The following is a 17,741-nucleotide window of genomic DNA, read 5'->3' on the forward strand; positions in this document are numbered from 1 at the left end:
GGGCTGCTATAAGGTTTGTTATCCGGCCGCAGCTGGAGTTACGGGGCAAACTGTGGTAGCAGACTTAGAATTGCTTACGTTGCATACCCATGTAATTCCAGTAGTAGCATTGGTAGGGGTCAAGGTCGCAGTCGTGGCCGAACCGCCGCTACCAATTTGGGCGCTAACCAGTTTGCCTGTACTGGTATCACATGTAGCACTGGTTGGAAGGCTTACGCCTGTGCAAAGCGTGGTCACTCCTTCTTGCATGTTCATAGCAACCTGAGTTTTAGCTGCATCCAATGTCGCAACTGCACTAGCGCCGTTAGCGCGCGCGACATAGTTTTGATACTGCGGAATAGCTACGGCAGCTAAAATGCCGATAATTGCTACCACAATCATCAGTTCTATGAGTGTGAAGCCTTTTTGCGAATTATTCATGTCTAGCCCTTCTCCAGGTAATGTAATAGCACCAACGGAGGCGCGTTCCTGAGTAGAGCAAGCTGTGTGCCACATTTCGGTCAAGGCCCTAATCAAGCAGCTCACAGATGGTCTAATGCTCAGAAAAGCGTTCGTAAGCGAATGCAATGTGACGTTTTTTGTCAAAAACCGACATCTACAGATTGCTACTTGGCCTATGTCATACCTATGCTTGTGAGCGTTGACATATGATGCTAGCGTCACACTTATTCAGCCGGTGTAGCTCAGTCGGTAGAGCAGCGCACTCGTAACGCGAAGGTCGTAGGTTCGATTCCTATCCCCGGCACCATTCGAAATCAGCTGTGTCAGGTTTAGATGTCCAGCCGCAGCAAGCCTGATGTAGCACCGCTGCTCAAGAACTCAGAATACGGATATCACATGCCTCTCCTAAACCTCAGCCGCCGAACAGCGGCTTTCGTGTTTTTGGCGACCCTTGCAGGCTGCGCCACGCACAAGGACTTCCAGGCCACAGGCGGAAGTCGCGCAGATGGCGTCATTGACGTTGCGTACGAATTCAGTAGCTTCGAAACCCCCGTGGTCGATCAGCAGCAGGCGTATGCCATCGCCCGCTCCAAGTGTTCTTTATGGGGTTATGTCGACGCCGAGCCTTTTGGCGGAACAAACCAGGAATGCACGCTCAGACGCGGCTACGGCGACTGTTCCGCATGGCGTGTATCGAAGAAATACCAATGCCTTGGCAACCTCGGCAGCGTGTCTGCGCCACTCAACTACCTTGGCCCAAGCCAAGTCCCGGTTGCCGTACCTGCTCGACAGGCAACTGCACCCTACCAAGCCGCGCCCAGTACCGCGCCTGCACCCTTATCGTCCTCTGAATACCGCGAACGGCAGATCGATTTGCTGATGCAGCAGAACTTGCCTTACGACGAATATCAAAAGAGATATCAGGCAATCATGGCGCAGTAGTGAATCGCAGGCAGGGCAGAAGCTGTCCAGCTCGGTTGCTCTCATGCATAGCCCACACGACATGCCCAGGAGCCCCCCATGTTCAGCCACATCCAAATCGGCGCCCGCGATCTCCCAAAAATGCTCGCGTTCTACGACCACGTCCTCCAAACCCTGGGCCTCATCCGCATCCCCGAGGAAAACGACGGCGGTCCAGACGGCGCCGGTTGGCAGCGGCCGGGCAGGCCCTGGCCTCAGGTCTACGTCCAGCTTCCGTTCAACGGTCTGCCAGCCACGTGGGGCAACGGTATGCAGGTGAGTTTTGCGGCGCAGTCGCAGCAGCAGGTGCGGGATGCGTGGCAGGCGGCGTTGGATAACGGCGGCGCGGACGAGGGCGCGCCGGGTTTGCGGCCGCAGTATGCGCAGGACTATTTCGGGGCCTATTGTCGGGATCCCGAGGGCAACAAGTTATGTTTCGTGTACACCTCGGATATGGCCTAGGCCGTTTACATCCGTCGCAGGTTGGCCAGTCGCGCGACGACGGCTGTGATCACTACGGCCAAGACCACGCCCGTCGCGACGGCGGGCAGTATGCCCAGTTGCGTCACCATTCCCTGCAGGCTGAGGTAGAAGCCGATCACGCCGACGGCGCCAATGGCGTTGCCTCGCACGATGGCGGCGAGTTCCTGGCGTCCGCCCTGGACGTGGGCGAACACGGCCAGTGGCCACGCGATGATGGGGATGGGCGCCAGGTAGCCACTGACGACGGGGCCCAGCCACTGTGCGCCGGCGGTGATCAGCAGGAGCAGCAGGGTGGCGGTGAGCATCCGCATCGGGATGATCCAGCTGGGCACCGGCACCGGTTTAGCCGGCCGCTCGCCGGTTCTTGAGGTGGCCATGATCAGTACGACGATCAGGCACAGGGTGACCGCAATGGACGCGGGGAGTGAGCCCAGCCAGTTCATGAGCAAGGCGGCAACCACGTAGAAGGCCAGCGCTGCCACGCAGCCGAGGAATGCCGAAAGGCGCCGGGTCACGGTGAGGTAGAACAGGTAGGTCGCCTGTATCGCGGCAACGCCTGCCAGAGCGCCCGGTACCGCCATCGCCACGAATCCAGGGCCTTGTTCTAGGCTCAGAAACAGCATCACCACGGCCGACGTCACCGGAAGCCCCGAGAGCAAGCCACCGACATGGGTGCCCCAGCGTTTGGCGGCGATGGAGATCGAGAGCATGAGCAGCGGGGTGATGAGCAGCTTGAGGTAGAAAACGGTCATGGGCGTGTTTCGTTGTTTTTGGTTCGTACGTTTTACAGGATTAGATAGGCCAGTGTGTGGGCGGTCATCTGTCTGGCGCACTCTGGCGCGGTTCGTGTGCATCTACTACCGTTAGGGTCGATGGAGTCAGTGGCCCCAGCCGTTCAAACAGGAGTGTTGCCATGAGTAAGTGGGTCCCTTCAATCGCTACCGCTTTGCTGCTGATCTGTGCCGTGGCGCCTGCCACGCAGGCTGAAGATGAACTGGACAAGGGCATTCGTCACGACAATCGAGAACTCGACAAAGGTGTCGAGCACGATGCCAAGGAAATCGACAAGGGCGTTAAACACGACGCCGCCGAGGTCGATAAAGGCCTCAAACATGACGATGATGAGCGGCACAAGGCCGACAAACACCTCGACAAGGAGGCGAAAAAGCATTTGTGACGGAGGGCTGTGACGCAATCGGCAGACGCAATCGAGGGGAGCGCTCCCACCATGGCGATTGTTCGCTTCGACCTGTATCGTTTTCACCGCGTCTGTCGACCGCACATGCGCCCGCATTACATTTTGGGCAAGGAAGCCAACCGTGAAGTACCTTCTTATCATTCTCGCCAGTTACGCTTCGGTCTATCTGTGCGTCTCGCCGCTGCTCGATGCGCGGGTGCAGGACATTATCGAAGGTCTGGAGATGCGCCGCCGAGCGGCTGACATCGAGGTGTACATCGAGCAGGTAATCGACTCGCTGAATCGCACCAAGCTGGAGTACGCCTTGTTCGGCGGTACGCTGCTGGCCGGGTTGATCTGCGCTGGGGTCTGGTTGCTCAGCCGTTAGGCCGGGCATGTACGTCAGCAAGGCTGTACATGCCATCCATGGTCACTTGCTGGCCTGGTCCTTTTCGCTGAACTCCACCGCCAGAGCGGCGGCCTCTTCGTCGTTGGTGCGGATGTGCAGCTCGCCCTCGGCGTCCTGTACTTGAAACACCAGGTCCATGCCTTGTGCACGGTATTGCTCGGGGACGTCATCGCCTTCGAGTTTCTTCACTGAAATGGCCATGGTTTTCCTCCCAAAGAAACTGTGACCCGTGCCTGTGGGTAACGTGCGGTCAAAAGTTATGCACAGGAACTTACCTCGCCTGCAAAGCCTCGAATCGTTACCTAACATCAGAGGCTTCTTACTATGACCACACGCGATGAAATCCAGCCGAAAGCTCCGACCCTCGACGCGAGCGGCAAGCCCGTGAACGTGGTCGAGCGCGATATCGAGAACGAAACCCCGGCGACCGAAGGCGTCGACAAGGTCATCACGCCCACCTCAATCAAGGAGAAAGAGCAGGACGCCGAGACTTTGCAGCGCAAGACCGCCGAGATCGAACGCAAGATCGCAGACGGTCGTTGATGTCGTGAAAAAGGAGAAAAGTGCAGCTAACTGTCCGTTCACATCCGTTTCACGCGGTGTTCACATTCTCGGGCGTAATGTTGACCTTGCTCCTTCTTCAAGCCCGCTTTCCTCCCCGTCGGCGGGCTTTTCTTTGCCTGCGATTTGGCGTTTCGCCCATCCAGGCCTGCTAACCTCTCTTATTCAAGCGTCGACCCGAACCGGATGTCGGCGCGTTGCAGCGCCTCGTTGCGCTGCCTTCCAAGGAGCTTGACCCCGCCATGACCATTTCTCTGCGCACACGGCTGCTGACCGTGTTGATGTTCACCACGCTGCTCAGTGGTTGCGGCATCAATAACATTCCGCAATATGACGAACAGGTGAAATCGGCCTGGGCTCAGGTGGAGAACCAGTACCAGCGTCGTGCCGACCTGATTCCCAATCTGGTAGAAACGGTGAAGGGTTACGCCAAGCAGGAACAGGACACCCTGACCCGGGTCATCGAGGCGCGGGCCAAGGCCACTTCGATCCAGGTCGACGCCAATACCCTGGACGATCCAGCCAAGCTGCAGCAGTTCGACCAGGCTCAGCAGCAACTCAGCGGTGCCTTGAGCCGTTTGATGGTGACGGTCGAGCGCTATCCTGACCTGAAGTCGAACCAGAACTTCCTGGCTTTGCAGTCGCAGCTAGAAGGGACCGAAAACCGCATCGCGGTGGCACGTCGTGACTTCATCGCCTCGGTCGAGAAGTACAACACCGAGATCCGCACCTTCCCCGGCAAGCTGTGGCAGATGACCATGTACCGTGACCAGAAGGTTCGCGAGAACTTCAAGGCCACGGCACCCAATGCCGAGCAAGCGCCGAGCGTGAAGTTCCAATGAAGCCATGGCGGTGCCTGCCGCTGCTGATGCTGCTGTGGGTCGCCACCGCCGGAGCGCTGGAGTTTCCAGCGCTCAGCGGCCGGGTGGTGGACCAGGCGGGCCTGCTCGACGGGCAGACCCGCAGTCAGCTCAGCCAGATGCTCGAAGCACACGAGCAGGCGACCTCCGAGCAGGTCGTGGTGGTGACCGTACCGGATCTGCAAGGCACGGATATCGCCGACTACGGCTATCAACTCGGACGCGCCTGGGGCATCGGGCAGAAGGGCAAGGATAATGGCGCCCTGCTGATCGTGGCCAAGGCCGAGCGCAAGGTGCGCATCGAAGTGGGCTACGGTCTGGAAGGGCAGCTCACCGACGCGCAGTCCTCCATCATCATCAATAACGTGATCGTGCCGTCGTTCCGCCAGGGCGATTTCGCCGGTGGCATTCGTGCTGGCGCGGCCGCCATGTTGCAGGTGCTGGGCGGTGATCCACTGGCCGAGCCCCAGCGCAGCAATGCGCAGGGTCAGGAGCAGCAGCGCCTGCCGTGGCCGGCGTTTCTCATCTTGATCATCATCGTGATCGTGATGATCCGTGGTGGGGGAGGCGGGCGTGGCGGTCGAGGCGGTGGTGGCGGTTCGGTACTCACCGGTGCGGTGCTGGGCAGTGTGCTCGGCGGCGGTCGTGGCGGCGGTGGTTTCGGCGGCGGCGGTGGCGGTTTTGGTGGCGGTGGCGGCGGCTTCGGCGGCGGGGGTGCATCGGGTGGCTGGTAAATCGAGCAGGTACGCAGCATGACATTACTGGACGAAAGCGCGCAGAAGCGCGTGGCCACGGCCATTGCCGAGGCCGAACTGCACACCGACGCCGAACTGGTTACGGTGCTCGCACCGCAATCCGACGACTACACCTACATTCCGTTGCTGTGGGCCGGGTTGATCGCCTTGCTGGTGCCGGGCCTGATCAACTATTACCCCGGTTGGCTGAATGCTCACCAGTTGCTGCTGGCGCAGTGGGCGACCTTCATCGTGATGGGGCTGCTGTTCCGCATTCCCGCATTGACCACGGCATTGGTGCCGCGCCGTGTGCGTCACTGGCGTGCGGCCAACATGGCCCGTCGGCAGTTCCTGGAGCGCAAGTTGCACCACACCCAAGGCGCGACGGGAATGTTGATCTTCGTTTCGGAGGCGGAACGGTACGTGGAAATCCTGGTGGACGAGGGAATTTCCAGCCGAATTGGCGATGATACCTGGAACGCGATCGTCGAGGCGTTCACCGCGCGGGTCAAGCGGGGTGAAACGATGGAGGGCTTCGTGGGTTGTATCCAGGCGTGCGGTGAGGTATTACGTGAACACGTACCTGTAACCCATCCTCGCAACGAGTTGCCTGATCGGTTGGTCGTGCTGGGCTGACCGCTCAGCCCTGCCAATGGACCTAACGAGGTTACGAGCTGTCAAAGTGGCATTACGCTATCATTCGCACTTTGCCCACGGAGCCTCGCCATGAGCCCGATCATTTTCCCTCAGCCGTTCAAAGCGGTTGGCTGCTCCGACTGTCGAAACCTGGATGCCCTGGGTTTCGACTTCACCATGGCATTCCAGCCGATCCTCAACGTGCGCAGCGGGCAGCCGTGGGCCTATGAGGCCCTGGTGCGTGGCATCAACGGTGAGTCTGCGTACAGCATCCTGAGCCAGGTCAACGACGGCAATCGCTACCGTTTCGACCAGTCCTGCCGCGTCAAGGCCATCGAGTTGGCCACCCGTTGGGGTCTGCTGGACCTCCCCGACTGCCTGCTCAGCATCAACTTCCTGCCCAAGGCCGTCTACCGCGCTGAAACGTGCATCCGCGCCACGCTCGAAGCAGCCCGCGAATTCGGCTTTCCGCTGAATCGGCTGATGTTCGAAGTGACCGAAGGCGAGCGTGTGGACGACCCGCTGCATTTGCAGTCGATTTTCAGCGAATACGAGAAACAGGGATTCGTCACGGCGATCGATGACTTCGGGTCAGGGTATTCGGGCCTGAATCTGCTGGCGACCTTCCAGCCCAAGGTGCTGAAGATCGACATGGCACTGACTCGCGATCTTGATCACGACCTGGTGCGCCAAGCCATCGTGGCGGGGATCGTACTGGTGGCCGGCAAGTTGAACATCACCGTCGTGGCCGAGGGCGTGGAAACCGTCGGCGAAAGCACTGCGCTGCAAGGGCTGGGGATCGACCTCCAGCAAGGCTACCTGTTCGCCCGTCCTGCCATTGGCAAGCTACCGCTCAAGCATTGAGCGAAGGGTTGCTTCAACCTGCGCGGATCGCTGATTCCTGGTGAAGGTAGCTTGCAAGGGCCTGCTTGGTCAGGTCGTTGAGCGTAATGCTTTGCCGGTTTGCAGCAATACTGGCTGCCAAGTGCAACTCGTGGCCTATTCGCACATTGAACGATCCTTTGCAGGAGACTTCCGGCGCCACCTTCAGGTTGAAGCAGGTTTCCAGATAGTCGTCCACGGCTGTGTGAAACGCTGCGATCAATTGTGAGACTGTTTGTCCTTCATAACTGATCAGCGCCCGCACGAACTGCGCTTTGCCATATAGACAGTCGTCTTCAGCACTTGCCTCGATCGACCCGAAATAGCCGCGGTATTGAAGCAATGGGTTCATGGGATCAAGCCTCCGCTTTTCAATTGGGCAATGATCTGCCGCCGTATGTAGGGTTTGATTTCGTTACCCGGATGAGGGCGATGTAGACTGATCAGGGCCTTCGGATCGCCATTATAGAATTTGACACGGCTACCACTGCCTTGAATTGGCTCGTAGCCAAACCCCTGTAGTACTTTCACCAGTTCATTCCATGTGAAATCGCCATCCTGCGAGATCAGTTTGGCAATGAGCTTTCCCTGCCTGGACATACCTTTCCCTAAGTGCAACTAAATTTAGTTGCTCATCAATTGCACGTCAATATTTGCTGCTTGGCTAGGTTTAGATCAGGAATGAGGATGTGGGCGAGGGGAAATGATACGAAGGATGTGCAGGAGTGCCCGAGGGAAGCATAGGTCAGACCGTCTTGCCAATAGACGAGCTCACCAGGCAGGTGGGCTCGTCTGCTGCCGCATCAATCCTCGAGAATGAACGCGAACTTGTCGTCGATCAGCATCTTCAGGTAGGCGTCGAAGCTGTCGGCGATGACCACGTATTCGTCCGGGTCGTGGACGAAGCGGATTACTTGGCCTTTGGTACCTTTGCTCGTGGGGTTGAAGTCGATGAACAGCGTGGAAGTACCGCCGTTGTTCATGCAGTGCGAGAAGCATAGCCGTTCGCCCAGGATGACATCGGCATCGATGCGCTTGTCGACCATGTCCGGATTCTCCAGGAACAGGTCGTCGTAGATGTCGGCAATGCTTTTGTCGTTGGCAGTGCGGTCTTCGAGGATCTGTTCGACCGAGCGCAGGTAGTACGGGTACTCGGCGATGTCGGAGCCCAGGATGAGCACTGACACTTCGCCTTTTTCGTACTTCTGCCAGTGCGTGCCGTTCACCTTGGCCAGCAGGTGCAGGAGGCTGTCCGGGCAGTCGGGGTAGACTTCTTTGAGCGCATCCAGTTGGGTGGAAGAGGCGCCGGTGGCGAACGCGAGTTCGTCAAGGCTGGCGGCGGGCAGGGCGGCTTTGAGGCCTGAGTGAAACTGTTCGACGATGCTCAAGGCTGCTTCCTTACGCGGGTTTTGTTTGAGCACCATTGGGCGATTCGTGGGGGGGAGTCAAGGGAATTTACTGTTTGGGGGATTTGTGGGGGGGTTGGGATGTGTGGGGAGGCGACTGGCCTCTTCGCGGGCAGAGCCCGCTCCCACAGGGCCCGCTCCCACAGGGCCTGCTTCCACAGGGCCTGCTCCTACAGGGCCTGCTTTCACAGGGCCTGCTTTCATAGGAGCTGCTTGCACAGGGGCCAGCGGGGGTGTCAGCGCCAGCGGACGGTGTAGTGCGCGGGGACGTCGCTCATCTGGGGCTGGAAGTGGGTGTTGGAAATGACGTGGGTCTGCACGTCTCCGGCGGCGTCGTGCAGTTCGATGCGGTCGCCGGCGCCAGCATTGAGGGTCACCTCATAGATCAGGGCCTTGTTGGGCTCCAGGGAAGATTCGAAGGGGCCGAAACGGGTGCCGTCGATGCGAACGATGTAGACCTGGTGGGCGCCTTGGGTGGATGTGCTGGTCACTGCGAAAACTCCATACCTTTGCTGGTCGATATCTATGTGGGCTGTCACAGGCTCAGGCGCATGGACAGGTCTACCGCTTTTACATCCTTGGTCAGGGTGCCGATCGAGATGTAGTCCACACCCGTTTCGGCAATGCTGACCAAGGTCGAATCATTGATGCCGCCGCTGGCTTCGAGCTTGGCCTGGCCGGCATTGATGCTCACCGCTTCGCGCATGTCTGCAAGGCTCAGCTCGTCGAGCATGACGATGTCGGCGCCCGCGGCCAGTGCCTCACGCAACTCGTCCAGGCTTTCGACCTCGATTTCCACGGGCTTGCCCGGTGCGATGCGTTGCGCGGCCGTGATTGCCTGGGCCACGCCGCCGCACGCGGCGATGTGGTTTTCCTTGATCAGGAATGCATCGTACAGGCCGATGCGGTGGTTGTGGCAACCGCCGCAGGTCACCGCATACTTTTGCGCCAGGCGCAGGCCCGGCAGGGTTTTGCGCGTGTCCAGCAGCTTGACCTGGGTGTGGGCAACCCGCTCGGCGAACGACTGCGCACGGGTGGCGACGGCTGACAGCAACTGCAGAAAATTCAGCGCACTGCGCTCTCCGGTCAGCAGTGAACGCGCCGGACCTTCGAGGTGAAACAACGGCTGGTTGGCTTGTGCCTGTTGCCCGTCCACTACCTGCCAATGCACCGCCACGCGGGGGTCGAGCTGACGAAACACGGCGTCGACCCAAGCGGTGCCGGCGATGGTGCAGGTGTCGCGGGTAATGATGGTGGCCTTGGCCAGGCGCTCGGCCGGGATCAGTTGCGCGGTGATATCGCCGCTGCCCACGTCTTCGAACAACGCACGGCGCACGTTGGCTTCGATTTCAGCGGTCAGATCGGCAAGACGAAGATTGGGCATGACGCGCTCCATCGGCAAAGTGGGGCGGATTATAGGATACTGCGCGGCTCAGAGCGAAGCCCTGCGCATGGCGCCGTAATGTGCTGCAAAAAGAGATGCATTTGGTCGGCTTAGATGAGCTTTTCAGGTTATTTACGGTCAATCTTCTACTTAGCTCCGTGCTCGCTGAACTGCTTGTCACCTTGGTAGTCAGAGATCACTGTCTGTGAGGTCAGGTGGGCGATGACGTCACGTGGTTGGCAGGGATGTCGACGCTCTTTTTCGTGGGTGGGGGGGTTCTTGATGGCGAACGATGGGAAAGTGGTTTCACTGAACAAGGCGGCCGTCGATCCAGCGAGCCAGCCTGCCAGTGTGCGCCTGCCTGTCGTCCTGTTGCAGGTGCGCGACAAGGCCGCGCTGCAACTCAAGCAGGCCCTTCAGGTGTTGTTCGACAACGCCGACGACACCCTTTTCGAAATGGCCGACCGGGCGTTGAACAACGTCGATCAGAACACCTTTTTCGAAGCCATGCGCGACTTGCGCCTCAAGCGCAAGAGCATCGAGCGCGGGTTCCTCGAGAAATTCTACGAAAGCTTCGTGCGCGTGGGTCAGTACGACACGGCCGAAACCAATGCATCTGCGCCGCTGAACTACGACAAGTTGGCCTTGGTACCCAACGACGAGCTTGAGCGCACCGTGGCGCTAGACGCCATGGTCAGCAAGGTGCTGAGCCGTGACAGTTTTGCCCTTGGCCAGTTGACCACCCGTTTGAACGTGCTGCTCACGCGCCGCCTGGATGATTCCACCAATCCCCTTGGCCCGGTCATGCTCTGCGACTATTTTCTTCAAGCCGGGCGCAGCCTGGGCGTGGAGATCAAGGTCAAGCTGATCATCCTCAAGCTGTTCGAAAAATACGTCCTGACCGATACCGATCAGCTCTACGCCGAGGCCAATCAGTTGCTTATCGCCGCCGGAATCTTGCCCGAGCTCAAGGCCGCGCCGGCCCGTCGCGCCGCCGATCGCTCCAGCGACCGTGCGCGCCCCGCGGCCGTCGAACCGGAAACGCGCACCGAAGCACCGAGCAAGCCTGCCCAGCGCGATGAAAGCGTGCAGGAAGTGTTCGGGGCCCTGCAGGATCTGCTGCACGATCTGCGTGGCAGCATGGCGCCGAAGATGGAGCCGCCCAGCGAGGCCATGCCGATCTCGACCAGCGACCTGATGCGCCTGCTGTCTCATCTGCAGCATCACGTTCCCCAGCAGACGCCGCAGAACGATTACGACCTGCGCCAACAACTGGAGCAATTGCTGACCCGCGTCAGCGTCAAGAGCGGCAAGTTTCGCGTGGTTGGGGTGGTGGACGAGGACGTCATCAACCTCGTTGCCATGCTCTTCGAATTCATTCTCGACGATCGCAATCTGCCTGACTCGCTCAAGGCCTTGATCGCGCGTCTGCAGATTCCCATGCTCAAGGTCGCAGTGCTGGACAAGAGTTTCTTCAGCCGTGGCGCCCACCCGGCCCGGCGCCTGCTCAACGAAATCGCCTCGGCGGCGATGGGGTGGGGCAGCCGTGACGATTACCAGCGCGATGCCTTGTATTTGCGGATCGAGCAGATCGTCCAGAGGCTGCTAAACGATTTCGTCGATGACACCTCGCTGTTCTCCGAACTGCTGGTCGATTTCCTTGCCTTCAGCAATGACGAGCGCCGCCGCAGCGAGCTGCTCGAACAGCGCACCCGCGATGCCGAAGAAGGCCGCGCTCGCGCGGACCTTGCACGTCATCTGGTGGAGAAGGAACTCAACAGCCGCTTGCTGGGCCGCACGCTGCCGCTGGTGGTGGTCAATCTGCTGCAGGATGCGTGGAGCCGCGTGCTGCTGCTGGTGTGCCTGAAGCATGGGGCCAACTCGGATGAGTGGCAGGCGGCATTGGCGACTGTCGACGATTTGATCTGGAGCGTCGAGCCTCACGATGATCCGGATATGCGCATGCGCCTGCTGGAATTGGTGCCGGGTCTGCTCAAGTCCCTGCGCGACGGCCTCACCAGCACCGCGTTCGACCCGTTCGCCACCAGTGAATTCTTCAGCCAGCTGGAAGTGCTGCATGTCCAGGCATTCCAGCGCGAACTGGCGGATGTCGAGGGGACTTCGAATGGCGACGAGTCGCTGGTGCAGGTGGTCGAGGAGATCGTCCTGGCACCGGTCGGTGAAACCGCCGATGGTGAAGCCCAGCTGCGTCTTCCGGAGGATGACCCAGGCCTGCTGCAGGTCGACAAGCTGCGCGTCGGCACGTGGGTGGAACTGCAGGAAAACGAAGAGTTCAAGCTGCGCTGCAAGCTGACCGCGATCATCGAGACCTCGGGTAAGTATGTGTTCGTCAACCGTACTGGTATGAAGGTGCTGGAAAAGACTCGCATGGGGCTGGCGGTCGAGTTTCGCCGCGGTACCGTGCGAGTGCTCGATGACACGCTGTTGTTCGACCGGGCACTGGATTCAGTGGTCACCAACCTGCGCAAGCTCAAGGCGAATTGACCGGCCCTGGGTGCAGGCCGTCTTCCTGGGTCTGACTTCTCAGGTCTGAGAGTTCATACTGGGGCTCCTTGATTGGCCAGCAGGACTCCAGATGCGGTTGAACGGTTTCACGGGATGGTGCGAAGGCGCTCGGCATTGTTCCTCGCCCAACTTCAACGAGCGCCCTGACGGCGAAGTCTCGCTGTTGGTCATCCACAACATCAGCCTACCGCCCGCGCAATTTGCCACGGGCAAGGTGCAGGCCTTCTTCCAGAACCGTCTCGATGTCACTGAGCATCCCTATTTCGAAGGGATTTCCCATCTGCGGGTGTCCGCGCACTTTCTGATCGAGCGCGACGGTGGGGTGACGCAGTTCGTCTCTTGCCTGGACCGCGCCTGGCACGCTGGGGTGTCATCGTTCGACGGCCGCGAAAACTGTAATGATTTTTCGGTAGGCATCGAACTGGAAGGCACCGATGATCAGCCCTTCGCCGATGCCCAGTATGAGGCGCTCGTCACCCTGACCCGGCTGTTGCTGGAGCGCTTCCCAGCGTTGAGCGTGGAGCGGATACGCGGTCACAGCGATATCGCCCCGGGTCGCAAGACCGACCCCGGCCCCTGTTTCGATTGGGTACGTTACCGTGCCGCCTTGCTCAATGAAGAGGATGCTCGATGATCTTTCTAGTGCTGCTGTTGGTCTTGCTGGCGGAAAAGTTTTCCGGTCTGCGCCAGCGCGTGCAACGTGATGGGTTCTTCCTCGGTGAACTGCACCGGCTAGAGGCGCGGTCGGGCCTGGCGCGCGAGCCATGGCTGGTGCTGGGTATCAGCGTGGCACTGCCGGCGCTGCTGCTGGCGTTACTGCTGTATGTCTTGCAGCCGGTCGCGTATGGCTTGCTGGCGTTGCCGGTGCATCTGCTGGTGCTGATCTACAGCCTGGGCCGTGGTGACGTTACTGTAGGGCTGGGGCCGTTTCGCGACGCCTGGCGCCGTGAAGATACCCAGGCGGCGGTACACGTGGCTGAACGTGACATGGGGGTCACTGCCGAAGATGGCGACAGCCTGCTGCAGAGGGTGCAGGGCCATCTGCTCTGGGAAGCCTATCAAAGCTTTTTCGCGGTGATCTTCTGGTACGCCGCGCTGGGCCCTGTGGCGGCGCTGATCTATCGGCTGGTGGCCTTGGTGGCCGAGCAGTCTCGGCATCCCGCAGTGGCGCTGCGGGCGCAGCGCCTGCGTCATGCCCTGGACTGGCTGCCGGTGCGCCTGCTGGCAGCCAGCTTCGCCCTGGTCGGCAACTTCGTAGCGGTGAGCCGAGTGATGTTGCACGAAGTGCTCAGCTGGGAAATCGACGCAGCGACGCTGATCGGCCGGGTCGGTCGTGTGGCAGGCGATGTGCCGACGCCGGTGGTAGGCCCGGCAGGCGTGGAAACGCTGGACAGCCTCTGGCAAATGGTCGTGCGGGCTGGGGTGTTGTGGTATGCGGTGTTGGCGGTGGTTTCGGTTTTGGCGTGATTTTTCAGGTTCATCGTGTCGAACCCGGACGCGGCTGGCGCCGCTGCTACAAGGCATCGCGGCAAGCCCTTCAACCCGCCCCCCGCTTCGGCGGTTACCGCTGTCAACGCTGCTAAACCCTGTAGCAGCGGCGCGAGCCGCGTCCGGGGTCACCGCGCATCCGGCAGGCTAAAAGTAATGAAAGACCCTTCCTACGAACCATAGAGTAAACGGCCTGCATCGCGCTTGGTAAATGATTCCTATTCTCTTTATTGAGGTCTTCGACTCAAGGAGGAATCATGCCCACTGGCACTCTGCTATCTATTGCCACCGGACTCGCCTGTTTGCTCATGCTTGCTCGTCTTTGCAAGGTCGCCGTATCAGCACGGCAACAAGTGCACGATGTTGCAAGCGAGGCCAGGCACGGCCGTCACTGCAGCGTTGAAACTGAAAAGAAAACGGTTCCAAGTCGCCAGCTTGGTCATTTGTCGGCTGTGTTGCAAAGAGGCCTGCTGGGATAATGATCAAATATGCATTAGCCGTGGGTTTCGCTATTTTTTTAGTGCTCTTTCTGTTCTATTCGCCTTTTACTCGGTATTCATTCTTGGGCAGTCCGCCTGAACAAAGATCATCGTGCGGAAAGTTTGACGGGGAGGTGTTCGATTTCCCTGCGCCTTATGTGTTTTTGTCTCCCGAGTATGAGGGGTTCAGTATATGGGAGCAGGGTTACAAAAAGAACAAAAGGGGGTGCGATGCCAACTTTACAGTTGTAGCACTGAAAGTGCAGTGGCCGAGTTTGTTACCTGCTGAAAAAATGTGGGTTGGTGCAAATCGGCCGCCAGGGCAAATGGGAATCACCCTGGAGCAACAGCTGCCCCTTCCTGAAAATAACAAGGGTTTGAGGCCTGAGTATGCAGTCGCTGGAAAGGTTATTGATACGGCTCGAGATCGGCAGTTCGATGAGGTATTAGGGCTCTATAAGCTGGTTGGTGTCATGCGACCGATGCAAGGCGATAGGATTGATATGTACTGGAGGGAAGTCAATGGATACACGGATGTTTTGCTGGTGTGTGAATACTATCCAGATGGGCGTGATTTTGATTGCAATCAAACATGGTTGGCCAACCAAGGACGGCTTATAGTTGTTGCTAACTATACAAGGCCCTACTTTACGGAATGGCAGGCCATCATGGTCCAAACTCACGTGATGCTCAAACTTTTTAAAAGGAATTGAATGTTGATTACGCCAATGACTGCACAACAAATGGAAATGCACACCAGGTTTGTTCACTATGGCGAGTACGACTTGATGTATAGTCTTATTGCATCCCATGGGCATCGCTATGCACAACTCGCTTTTGGTGTTCTGAATAGTGAGGATTCAATAGCGGGCACAGCCGCAACTGGCTTTTTAGAATCGACAGTGAAGAGCAATGGTCGAAGGTTTAGTGAGGATGATAGGGTTGAAGTATATCGGGATATGGCTGCCGCGTATGTTGATAAGCTAAACCTTCAGGTTGGAAGGCACGGGATGGTTTTGCGAGAAATAAACTTTAGTGAGGCTTGGGATCTGCATAATAAGGTGTTTGAAAGATTGGGTTACACCCGAGATGCTTGGACGCTGAATGCGGTGTTTGAAGTTATTGGTAACGACAATGACAGACAGCGGTATTGGGATTCCGTTCTCAATGCTGCCGGTAATCCTGTGAGTGAGCTGTTACTTGCCAGAAGCACCTATTCGATGATGTTCCATGCAAGAATGTTTGGTAATGAGGCACAAGCGGCGCATGCATCCAGATGGCTGAATCGCATCGAAACACTCGATAATGCAATTTCGGTGGGGAATGCTGCTGTCAATGTTTCAAGTAAAGAACTGAATAGCTTTTTCGATGGCGTCTATTCCACTATCAGTTCCACCGTGCAGCCCGCGCAATGGCACCCCGATCCAACGTCTCCCGCCATGTCTCCACCCTCTGCGCCATTACCACCCATGCCTATACCTACGCCTACACCTACACCGATCAGCGCGCCCCATGGCCGTAAAGGTCGTCGCAGGCCACGGCCCGGATTTGGCAATGTCGGCCACCCCGGTGACGGCTTCGGCGGTGGGGTTCGCTGGAGCAACACACGTCCGATTCTCACTATCGACCCGTTGGTAATGGATTTGAACGGGGATGGTGTGTCGCTTACCAGTCTCCACGCTAACGCTGTTGCCTTTGACATGGATAACGACGGCAATTCAGATGATATGACGAGCTGGGCAGGACCGGTAGATGGATTACTGGTGATGGATACCAATGAAAATAATCAAATAGATAGCATTGCCGAGTTGGTGTCAGAGCATTTAGGCGCCCCAGGGCCTCTAGACATTGGGTCCGAGCAAAGCATTTTTGGTAGCGGATTTGCCGCACTGACATCATTCGATTTGAATGAGGATAACGTTATTGATGGGCGGGATGCCGTCTGGCAGCGATTGCAGGTATGGGTAGACAGCAATATGGACGGCCTCAGTTGGGTCGATGAGAATGCCAACGGTTTGCGAGACGAAGGCGAAGTGAGTGAGCTCCATGCTTTATCGGATTTGGATATCACGCAGATCAGCCTGGCCAAGGTGGATCTAGGGGAAGTGGATGACGGCGGTAACAAGCTGCTTTCAGCTGGAAGCTTTGTCATGGGCGGCGAAGCCCAAGAGATCCTAGAAGTCGGTTTTCAAGTTCTTCTCGCAAAGGACCGTGAAGTGGAACTTTCCACCAAGGCTCTCGCCAGGATAGAAGCCCAAGTAGTCAGACTGACAGACGCTATGGCCGTCGCAGGTGATGTATCCCCACCGGGTAACTACGCACCGTTCGGCGTAACCGAGCCTTTGGAGCTACGCCTTGCAGTCGGTTCCTGACAAATAAGACAGGCATAACCTAGGCGTATTTATGATAGGCGGGTTGTCACTATGGATGCCGTCCATTTGCTCGCCGACGCGGCTTGCGTCTCTGTTACAGGGAACAATGGCGATTCACGGCCGTTGTAGCAGCGGCGCGAGCCGCATCAGAGGTCACTGCCCATCGGGCCAGCCGAACAGGGCATTGGCATTCTGGGTGCTCGCAGCGGCCAGGGTATGGGCGTCGGTGCCGATGATCTTCGCCAACGCTTCGGCGATGTCCGGTAGATGCTCCGGGCTGTTGCGTAAGCCAGGATGCATCGCAGGCGCCATGTCCGGCGCGTCGGTTTCCAGAACGATGGCGTCCAGCGGCAAGCGCGGCAGCACCTTGTGCATGCGTAACGCCTGAGGCCAGGTCGGCGCGCCACCCAGGCCCAGCTTGAAGCCCAGTTTCAGGTACTCCCGCGCTTCCTCCCAACTGCCGGCAAACGCATGGATGACACCGGCACGCGGCAGCTTGAAACGCTTCAGCGTCGCAATCACGGCGGCATGGCTGTGGCGCACATGCAGCAGCACCGGCAGCGCCAGATCTGCCGCCAGTTTCAGCTGCGCCTCGAATAATGCCTGTTGCCGGTCGCGATCCAGATCCTTGAGGTAGTAATCCAGACCGAACTCGCCAATGGCGCAGAGCTTGGGGTGTCCGTGCAACCGTTCCAGCCAGTCGCGCAGTGCGTTCACATGGTCGGGCTGATGTTCTTCGAGAAACACCGGGTGCAGGCCCAGGGCCGCGTACACCCGCTCATCCGCCAGGGCCAGGTCCCACACCCGTTGCCAGTTGGCCTGGTGCACGCCCAGGACCACCACCCGTTCCACGCCTCGCGCCGCAGCGCTGTCCAGCACGCGCGGGCGATCGGCATCGAAGTCGGGGAAATCCAGGTGGGTGTGGGTGTCGATCAAGCGCACG

Annotated in this window: 23 protein-coding genes and 1 tRNA gene; 15 read left to right on the forward strand and 9 right to left on the reverse strand. The window is 58.7% G+C overall.

Annotated elements, in window-relative coordinates; all coding sequences use genetic code 11:
• Positions 1 to 18: 18 nt before the first annotated feature.
• The gene (locus ASF66_RS22090) at positions 19 to 420 is read right to left on the reverse strand and encodes a pilin (RefSeq protein WP_082484666.1); all 402 of its coding nucleotides are present in this window, start codon (positions 418 to 420) and stop codon (positions 19 to 21) included.
• A 252-nt stretch (positions 421 to 672) separates the two neighbouring features.
• Between ASF66_RS22090 and ASF66_RS12775 the strand changes: the two genes are divergently transcribed.
• The 3 genes from ASF66_RS12775 (at position 673) to ASF66_RS12785 (ending at position 1,863) form a co-directional block, all read left to right on the forward strand.
• Positions 673 to 748, forward strand: a tRNA-Thr gene (locus ASF66_RS12775).
• A 26-nt stretch (positions 749 to 774) separates the two neighbouring features.
• Positions 775 to 1,383, forward strand: coding sequence for a YecR family lipoprotein (yecR, locus tag ASF66_RS12780; protein WP_236707105.1), 609 nt, complete (start codon positions 775 to 777; stop codon positions 1,381 to 1,383).
• Positions 1,384 to 1,461: 78 nt separating this feature from the next.
• A complete protein-coding gene (locus ASF66_RS12785; protein ID WP_056844107.1) occupies positions 1,462 to 1,863 on the forward strand; it encodes a VOC family protein in 402 nt (133 codons plus the stop codon).
• 5 nt (positions 1,864 to 1,868) lie between these two features.
• Here the strand turns inward: ASF66_RS12785 and ASF66_RS12790 are convergent, their stop codons facing one another.
• Entirely contained in the window at positions 1,869 to 2,636 is a 768-nt protein-coding gene (locus ASF66_RS12790) for a hypothetical protein (RefSeq protein ID WP_056844108.1), read from the reverse strand.
• A gap of 161 nt (positions 2,637 to 2,797) precedes the next feature.
• Here ASF66_RS12790 and ASF66_RS12795 point away from each other — a divergent pair, with 161 nt between their 5' ends.
• On the forward strand, positions 2,798 to 3,061 hold the full coding sequence (locus ASF66_RS12795; protein ID WP_056844109.1) for a hypothetical protein: 264 nt from the start codon (positions 2,798 to 2,800) through the stop codon (positions 3,059 to 3,061).
• Between the two features lie 142 nt (positions 3,062 to 3,203).
• Entirely contained in the window at positions 3,204 to 3,449 is a 246-nt protein-coding gene (locus ASF66_RS12800) for a hypothetical protein (RefSeq protein ID WP_056844110.1), read from the forward strand.
• 42 nt (positions 3,450 to 3,491) lie between these two features.
• Here the strand turns inward: ASF66_RS12800 and ASF66_RS12805 are convergent, their stop codons facing one another.
• On the reverse strand, positions 3,492 to 3,671 hold the full coding sequence (locus ASF66_RS12805) for a hypothetical protein (protein ID WP_056844111.1): 180 nt from the start codon (positions 3,669 to 3,671) through the stop codon (positions 3,492 to 3,494).
• 123 nt (positions 3,672 to 3,794) lie between these two features.
• On the opposite strand from ASF66_RS12805, the gene ASF66_RS12810 reads away from it, so the two are divergent.
• From ASF66_RS12810 to ASF66_RS12830, 5 genes are all read left to right on the forward strand, one after another.
• The gene (locus ASF66_RS12810; protein WP_043192846.1) at positions 3,795 to 4,013 is read left to right on the forward strand and encodes a hypothetical protein; all 219 of its coding nucleotides are present in this window, start codon (positions 3,795 to 3,797) and stop codon (positions 4,011 to 4,013) included.
• Positions 4,014 to 4,273: 260 nt separating this feature from the next.
• Positions 4,274 to 4,873, forward strand: a complete 600-nt coding sequence (locus ASF66_RS12815) for a LemA family protein (protein WP_049861160.1) — start codon at positions 4,274 to 4,276, stop codon at positions 4,871 to 4,873.
• The gene (locus tag ASF66_RS12820; protein ID WP_056844112.1) at positions 4,870 to 5,625 is read left to right on the forward strand and encodes a TPM domain-containing protein; all 756 of its coding nucleotides are present in this window, start codon (positions 4,870 to 4,872) and stop codon (positions 5,623 to 5,625) included. Before ASF66_RS12815 ends, ASF66_RS12820 begins: the two co-directional genes overlap by 4 nt.
• Positions 5,626 to 5,643: 18 nt before the next feature.
• Positions 5,644 to 6,261 (forward strand): TPM domain-containing protein, encoded by a 618-nt coding sequence (locus ASF66_RS12825; RefSeq protein ID WP_056844113.1) that lies wholly within the window; start codon positions 5,644 to 5,646, stop codon positions 6,259 to 6,261.
• A 90-nt stretch (positions 6,262 to 6,351) separates the two neighbouring features.
• Complete coding sequence (locus ASF66_RS12830) at positions 6,352 to 7,125, forward strand: EAL domain-containing protein (protein ID WP_056844114.1); 774 nt, start codon at positions 6,352 to 6,354, stop codon at positions 7,123 to 7,125.
• A 13-nt stretch (positions 7,126 to 7,138) separates the two neighbouring features.
• On the opposite strand, the gene ASF66_RS12835 is transcribed toward ASF66_RS12830, so the two are convergent.
• The 5 genes from ASF66_RS12835 to nadC all read right to left on the reverse strand — a co-directional run bounded on the left by ASF66_RS12835 (position 7,139) and on the right by nadC (position 9,933).
• A complete protein-coding gene (locus ASF66_RS12835) occupies positions 7,139 to 7,495 on the reverse strand; it encodes a type II toxin-antitoxin system HicB family antitoxin (RefSeq protein WP_056844115.1) in 357 nt (118 codons plus the stop codon).
• Positions 7,492 to 7,743 carry a type II toxin-antitoxin system HicA family toxin gene (locus ASF66_RS12840; RefSeq protein ID WP_056844116.1) on the reverse strand — a complete coding sequence of 84 codons (252 nt, stop codon included), beginning with the start codon at positions 7,741 to 7,743 and terminating at the stop codon, positions 7,492 to 7,494. The genes ASF66_RS12835 and ASF66_RS12840 overlap by 4 nt, the downstream gene beginning before the upstream one ends.
• A 203-nt stretch (positions 7,744 to 7,946) precedes the next feature.
• A complete protein-coding gene (locus ASF66_RS12845) occupies positions 7,947 to 8,531 on the reverse strand; it encodes an SMI1/KNR4 family protein (protein WP_056844289.1) in 585 nt (194 codons plus the stop codon).
• A gap of 254 nt (positions 8,532 to 8,785) precedes the next feature.
• A complete protein-coding gene (locus ASF66_RS22490; protein WP_049861166.1) occupies positions 8,786 to 9,040 on the reverse strand; it encodes a hypothetical protein in 255 nt (84 codons plus the stop codon).
• A 44-nt stretch (positions 9,041 to 9,084) separates the two neighbouring features.
• On the reverse strand, positions 9,085 to 9,933 hold the full coding sequence (gene nadC, locus ASF66_RS12855; RefSeq protein WP_049861167.1) for a carboxylating nicotinate-nucleotide diphosphorylase: 849 nt from the start codon (positions 9,931 to 9,933) through the stop codon (positions 9,085 to 9,087).
• 282 nt (positions 9,934 to 10,215) lie between these two features.
• Here nadC and ASF66_RS12860 point away from each other — a divergent pair, with 282 nt between their 5' ends.
• The 5 genes from ASF66_RS12860 to ASF66_RS22495 all read left to right on the forward strand — a co-directional run bounded on the left by ASF66_RS12860 (position 10,216) and on the right by ASF66_RS22495 (position 16,798).
• On the forward strand, positions 10,216 to 12,438 hold the full coding sequence (locus tag ASF66_RS12860) for a DUF1631 domain-containing protein (RefSeq protein ID WP_056844290.1): 2,223 nt from the start codon (positions 10,216 to 10,218) through the stop codon (positions 12,436 to 12,438).
• 91 nt (positions 12,439 to 12,529) lie between these two features.
• Positions 12,530 to 13,093: a 1,6-anhydro-N-acetylmuramyl-L-alanine amidase AmpD gene (ampD, locus tag ASF66_RS12865; protein WP_056844117.1), complete on the forward strand. Its 564-nt coding sequence runs from the start codon at positions 12,530 to 12,532 to the stop codon at positions 13,091 to 13,093.
• Positions 13,090 to 13,926 (forward strand): regulatory signaling modulator protein AmpE, encoded by an 837-nt coding sequence (gene ampE, locus ASF66_RS12870; protein ID WP_056844118.1) that lies wholly within the window; start codon positions 13,090 to 13,092, stop codon positions 13,924 to 13,926. The genes ampD and ampE overlap by 4 nt, the downstream gene beginning before the upstream one ends.
• Positions 13,927 to 14,425: 499 nt before the next feature.
• Positions 14,426 to 15,139: a hypothetical protein gene (locus tag ASF66_RS12875; RefSeq protein ID WP_056844119.1), complete on the forward strand. Its 714-nt coding sequence runs from the start codon at positions 14,426 to 14,428 to the stop codon at positions 15,137 to 15,139.
• Positions 15,140 to 16,798, forward strand: a complete 1,659-nt coding sequence (locus ASF66_RS22495; RefSeq protein WP_156463188.1) for a hypothetical protein — start codon at positions 15,140 to 15,142, stop codon at positions 16,796 to 16,798. It begins immediately after the preceding gene.
• Positions 16,799 to 16,951: 153 nt separating this feature from the next.
• Here the strand turns inward: ASF66_RS22495 and ASF66_RS12885 are convergent, their stop codons facing one another.
• Complete coding sequence (locus ASF66_RS12885) at positions 16,952 to 17,740, reverse strand: TatD family hydrolase (protein ID WP_056844121.1); 789 nt, start codon at positions 17,738 to 17,740, stop codon at positions 16,952 to 16,954.
• Position 17,741 lies beyond the last annotated feature (1 nt).

It is taken from the genome of Pseudomonas sp. Leaf129 (assembly GCF_001423465.1).
GTDB classification, from domain to species: domain Bacteria; phylum Pseudomonadota; class Gammaproteobacteria; order Pseudomonadales; family Pseudomonadaceae; genus Aquipseudomonas; species Aquipseudomonas coleopterorum.